This window comes from Variovorax paradoxus, from assembly GCF_030815855.1.
Classification (GTDB): Bacteria; Pseudomonadota; Gammaproteobacteria; order Burkholderiales; family Burkholderiaceae_C; genus Variovorax; species Variovorax paradoxus_M.
On the sequence record NZ_JAUSXG010000001.1, the window covers coordinates 5947501 to 5951079 of the forward strand.

At 49.8% G+C, this 3579-nt stretch carries 2 rRNA genes; both read left to right on the top strand.

The annotated features are described in order from the left end of the window. Positions 1 to 283 precede the first annotated feature (283 nt). Positions 284 to 3157: ribosomal RNA gene (locus QFZ42_RS28270) — 23S ribosomal RNA — on the top strand. Positions 3158 to 3299: 142 nt separating this feature from the next. Next, positions 3300 to 3412 (top strand): 5S ribosomal RNA (gene rrf / locus QFZ42_RS28275). Positions 3413 to 3579 lie beyond the last annotated feature (167 nt).

The window sequence follows — 3579 nt, forward strand, 5'->3', positions numbered from 1 at the left end:
GCATGCATGAGGCTTCTTTGTTGTTGATCGAGATCTCTTGATCAATCGGCTGTTCTTTAAAAATTCATAGAGTCGAATCAGCGTTGCTGATGGAAACTGCACATTCGTAAAGGTTTAGTGCAGACCGTGCCATCAGCAACATAGAATTTTTGATTGCGTCAAAAGAAACTTCAATTTCGAGTCAAATCGAATTTTGAATGTAACGGCATAACGCGTCAGGTGAAAGACCTGACATATTCCTTGTGATGATTTTGTAGTTTCGAAAGAAACGTCAAAGTTATAGGGTCAAGTGAATAAGAGCACGTGGTGGATGCCTTGGCGATGATAGGCGACGAAGGACGTGATAGCCTGCGATAAGCTTCGGGGAGCTGGCAAATTAGCTTTGATCCGGAGATTTCCGAATGGGGAAACCCACCGAAAGGTATCGCATGATGAATACATAGTCATGCGAGGCGAACCGGGTGAACTGAAACATCTCAGTAGCTCGAGGAAAAGACATCAACCGAGATTCCGAAAGTAGTGGCGAGCGAAATCGGAGAAGCCTGTTAGTGATAGCACAAGACATAACGGAACAGTTTGGAAAGACTGGCCATAGCGGGTGATAGCCCCGTACGTGAAATGACCTGTGTGGTACTGAGCTAACGACAAGTAGGGCGGGACACGAGAAATCCTGTCTGAATATGGGGGGACCATCCTCCAAGGCTAAATACTCATCATCGACCGATAGTGAACTAGTACCGTGAGGGAAAGGCGAAAAGAACCCCGGGAGGGGAGTGAAATAGATCCTGAAACCGCGTGCTTACAAAAAGTAGGAGCCTCGTAAGGGGTGACTGCGTACCTTTTGTATAATGGGTCAGCGACTTACATTCAGTGGCAAGGTTAACCGAATAGGGAAGCCGTAGAGAAATCGAGTCCGAATAGGGCGATCAGTCGCTGGGTGTAGACCCGAAACCAAGTGATCTATCCATGGCCAGGATGAAGGTGCCGTAACAGGTACTGGAGGTCCGAACCGACTAGTGTTGCAAAACTAGCGGATGAGCTGTGGATAGGGGTGAAAGGCTAAACAAACTTGGAAATAGCTGGTTCTCTCCGAAAACTATTTAGGTAGTGCCTCAAGTATTACCATCGGGGGTAGAGCACTGTTTTGGCTAGGGGGTCATGGCGACTTACCAAACCAAGGCAAACTCCGAATACCGATGAGTACAGCTTGGGAGACAGAGCACCGGGTGCTAACGTCCGGACTCAAGAGGGAAACAACCCAGACCGCCAGCTAAGGTCCCTAAAATTGGCTAAGTGGGAAACGAAGTGGGAAGGCTAAAACAGTCAGGATGTTGGCTTAGAAGCAGCCATCATTTAAAGAAAGCGTAATAGCTCACTGATCGAGTCGTCCTGCGCGGAAGATGTAACGGGGCTAAGCCAGTTACCGAAGCTGCGGATTTGCAATTTATTGCAAGTGGTAGGAGAGCGTTCTGTAAGCCTGTGAAGGTGCGTTGTAAAGCGTGCTGGAGGTATCAGAAGTGCGAATGCTGACATGAGTAGCGTTAAAGGGGGTGAAAAGCCCCCTCGCCGTAAGCGCAAGGTTTTCTACGCAACGTTCATCGGCGTAGAGTGAGTCGGCCCCTAAGGCGAGGCAGAGATGCGTAGCTGATGGGAAACAGGTCAATATTCCTGTACCGTTATATAGTGCGATGTGGGGACGGATCTTAATAGGTCATCCAGTTATTGGATTATTCTGGTTTAGTTGGATGTAGGCGTGCATTAGGCAAATCCGGTGCACATATACCGAGGCCAACGATCGAGCGGACTTGTCCGTGAAGTGACTGAACGAGGTTCCAGGAAAAGCCACTAAGCTTCAGCTATATACGACCGTACCGCAAACCGACACTGGTGCGCGAGATGAGTATTCTAAGGCGCTTGAGAGAACTCAGGAGAAGGAACTCGGCAAATTGACACCGTAACTTCGGAAGAAGGTGTGCCCTATTAGTGTGTAGTGAACAACGAAGCATGAATGGGTTGCAAAAAATCGGTGGCTGCGACTGTTTATTAAAAACACAGCACTCTGCAAACACGAAAGTGGACGTATAGGGTGTGACGCCTGCCCGGTGCTGGAAGATTAAATGATGGGGTGCAAGCTCTTGATTGAAGTCCCAGTAAACGGCGGCCGTAACTATAACGGTCCTAAGGTAGCGAAATTCCTTGTCGGGTAAGTTCCGACCTGCACGAATGGCGTAACGATGGCCACACTGTCTCCTCCTGAGACTCAGCGAAGTTGAAATGTTTGTGATGATGCAATCTCCCCGCGGAAAGACGGAAAGACCCCATGAACCTTTACTGTAGCTTTGTATTGGACTTTGAACAGATCTGTGTAGGATAGGTGGGAGGCTTTGAAGCAGGGTCGCTAGATCTTGTGGAGCCAACGTTGAAATACCACCCTGGTGTGTTTGAGGTTCTAACCTAGGTCCATTATCTGGATCGGGGACAGTGCATGGTAGGCAGTTTGACTGGGGCGGTCTCCTCCCAAAGCGTAACGGAGGAGTTCGAAGGTACGCTAGTTACGGTCGGACATCGTGACGATAGTGCAATGGCATAAGCGTGCTTAACTGCGAGACTGACAAGTCGAGCAGATGCGAAAGCAGGACATAGTGATCCGGTGGTTCTGTATGGAAGGGCCATCGCTCAACGGATAAAAGGTACTCTGGGGATAACAGGCTGATACCGCCCAAGAGTTCATATCGACGGCGGTGTTTGGCACCTCGATGTCGGCTCATCTCATCCTGGGGCTGTAGCCGGTCCCAAGGGTATGGCTGTTCGCCATTTAAAGAGGTACGTGAGCTGGGTTTAAAACGTCGTGAGACAGTTTGGTCCCTATCTTCCGTGGGCGCTGCAGATTTGAGGAAGCCTGCTCCTAGTACGAGAGGACCGGAGTGGACACACCTCTGGTGTATCGGTTGTCACGCCAGTGGCATTGCCGAGTAGCTAAGTGTGGAAGAGATAACCGCTGAAAGCATCTAAGCGGGAAACTCGTTTCAAGATGAGATCTGCCGGGGCCTTGAGCCCCCTAAAGAGTCGTTCAAGACCAGGACGTTGATAGGTCAGGTGTGGAAGCGCAGTAATGCGTTAAGCTAACTGATACTAATTGCTCGTGCGGCTTGACCCTATAACTTTGATCAGTCAGATCAAGGTGTTATGCCAAGTTGACGCATTCAAAATACATTCAAGCAGCGCAGTCATTGCGTGCTGATTCCAAACTCTATGAATTCGTTTGACTGATCACGTGATCAGCCAGACAACAAGTTATGCCTGATGACCATAGCGACGTGGTACCACTCCTTCCCATCCCGAACAGGACAGTGAAACGCGTCAGCGCCGATGATAGTGCGGGTTCCCGTGTGAAAGTAGGTCATCGTCAGGCTCTTACAGCCAGGAAAAGCCCAACACAGCGTGTTGGGCTTTCCTTTTTGTGTGAGCACCCCAAAAGTGTTCACACAAAAAGGCAAGCGACACAGCATCTTCTCTGAAGGCGCTGCAGGGCAACTCCTGGCAGCGAGCTCCATGAGCAGGCTGCCAGGAGGCTGAAGA